The 1,942-nt window shown below is 58.9% G+C and carries 3 protein-coding genes; all 3 read right to left on the bottom strand.

Annotation, left to right across the window (positions count from 1 at the left end; all coding sequences use genetic code 11):
• Positions 1-1,281, bottom strand: a 1,281-nt coding sequence (locus OP496_RS17445; RefSeq protein WP_280565147.1) for a ribonucleotide reductase N-terminal alpha domain-containing protein, incomplete at its 3' end; no start/stop codon positions are given.
• The gene (gene nrdI / locus OP496_RS17440) at positions 1,271-1,675 is read right to left on the bottom strand and encodes a class Ib ribonucleoside-diphosphate reductase assembly flavoprotein NrdI (protein ID WP_280565145.1); all 405 of its coding nucleotides are present in this window, start codon (positions 1,673-1,675) and stop codon (positions 1,271-1,273) included. The genes nrdI and OP496_RS17445, both read right to left, overlap by 11 nt.
• A 14-nt stretch (positions 1,676-1,689) precedes the next feature.
• Complete coding sequence (gene nrdH, locus OP496_RS17435; protein WP_280563723.1) at positions 1,690-1,914, bottom strand: glutaredoxin-like protein NrdH; 225 nt, start codon at positions 1,912-1,914, stop codon at positions 1,690-1,692.
• Positions 1,915-1,942 lie beyond the last annotated feature (28 nt).

The following is a 1,942-nucleotide window of genomic DNA, read 5'->3' as shown; positions in this document are numbered from 1 at the left end:
AAGATTGCAGGAAATATCCTCGCCGATACGCTCATAGCCCAGATCCGCATCGTAATCGGACGGCGTGTTGACCTGCAGGATCTCCGAGCACAGGTTGCTCATGTTGATGCGGCCGGCAATCGGGTTGGCGCGATTCACCGTGTCTTCGAACATCACATACGGATAGCCCGACTCGAACTGGACCTCTGCCAGCGTCTGGAATAGCTCGCGCGCGTTGATCTTGGTCTTGCGAATACGCGCGTCGTCGACCATCTCGTCGTACTTCTCGGTGACACTGATGTCGCCGAACGGCTTGCCGTAGACATTCTCCACATCGTAGGGCGAGAACAGATACATCTGCTCGTTGCGCCTCGCCAGCTCGAAGGTGATGTCGGGAATCACCACGCCCAGCGACAGCGTCTTGATGCGAATCTTCTCGTCGGCGTTTTCGCGCTTGGTATCGAGGAAACGCAGGATGTCCGGATGGTGCGCGTTGAGATACACCGCACCGGCGCCCTGACGCGCACCTAGCTGGTTGGCATAGGAAAAAGCATCTTCGAGCATCTTCATGATCGGGATGATGCCCGAGGACTGATTCTCGATATGCTTGATCGGGGCGCCCGCCTCGCGGATATTGCTGAGCAAAAACGCCACACCGCCGCCGCGCTTGGAGAGTTGCAGCGCCGAATTGATGGAGCGCCCGATGGACTCCATGTTGTCCTCGATGCGCAGCAGGAAGCACGACACGAGTTCGCCGCGTTGCTTCTTGCCGCAATTGAGGAACGTCGGAGTGGCCGGCTGGAAGCGCCCGTGGATGATTTCATCCATCAGTTGCCGAGCCACCGTCTCGTCACCCTGCGCCAAGGTCAGCGCGACCATGCACACGCGATCCTCGAAACGCTCGAGGTAACGGCGCCCGTCGAAGGTCTTGAGCGTATAGCTGGTGTAGTACTTGAACGCGCCGAGAAAGCTTTGAAAGCGGAACTTCACGGCATAGGCACGCTCGAACAGCGACTTGATGAAGGCGAAGTCGTACTGATCGAGCACCTCCTTCTCGTAATAGTCCTCCGCCACCAGATACTCGAGCTTTTCCGCCAGCGAATGGAAGAAAACCGTGTTCTGATTGACGTGCTGCAGGAAGTACTGACGCGACGCCTCGCGGTCCGCCTGCAGCTGCAGGCGCCCCTCGTTATCGTAGAGGTTGAGCATCGCATTGAGGGCGTGATAATCCAGCGTCTGCGTCGTGCGGCTCAGCTCGACGGAGGACGTGTTCTCGGTAGTTTCCACGGTATCATCCAGCATCTGTCATCTCCGCCGCCAGGCGTTCATGCACCTTGGCGACATCCTCGGGCGTTCCCATCAATTCGAAGCGGTGTAGCAACGGCACTTGGCACTTGTGCGCGACCACGCGACCGGCCAGGCCGAAGGCGGCACCGAAGTTAGTATTGCCACCGGCCACGACGCCTTCGATCAGGTCCCGGTTGTGGGGGTCGTTCAAGAACCGGATCACCGGTCCCGGTACCGCCGTACGAGGATCGCCATCGCCGTACGTCGGCAAGATCAAGATATAGGGGCGCTCCACGCGCAGTGGAGCGTCACTGCGACTGCGCGGGATGGCCTGCGCTGGCACGTCAAGCTTTTCGACGAAGCGCCGCGTGTTGCCCGATTGCGTGGAAAAGTAGACTACATCGCGCATGCTACCCCTTCCTCTCACGCGAGTTGGCGAATCAGCTCGGGACGAAAACCTGACCAATGCTGCGATTCCGCCGCCACGACCACCGGCAACTGGCGATAGCCCAGCGATTCGACGGTTCGTACCGCTTCGGGATCCTTGCTGATATCCACCACCGTATAGTCGAGCCCCTGCTTATCGAGGGCGCGATAGGTGGCGTGGCACTGCATGCAATCCGGCTTGCTGTAAATCTTGATGCCCATGAGAATGATAGTCCTTTGTTTTCGCAAA

This window comes from Chromohalobacter sp. 48-RD10, assembly GCF_029889785.1.
Taxonomy (GTDB): domain Bacteria; phylum Pseudomonadota; class Gammaproteobacteria; order Pseudomonadales; family Halomonadaceae; genus Chromohalobacter.
This window is presented reverse-complemented; position numbering and strand designations above follow the sequence as displayed.

Excerpts from the sequence above, each read along its gene's own strand:
- nrdH (WP_280563723.1), bottom strand. The coding sequence starts at position 1,914 with ATGGGCATCAAGATTTACAGCAAGCCGGATTGCATGCAGTGCCACGCC.
- nrdI (WP_280565145.1), bottom strand. The coding sequence starts at position 1,675 with ATGCGCGATGTAGTCTACTTTTCCACGCAATCGGGCAACACGCGGCGC.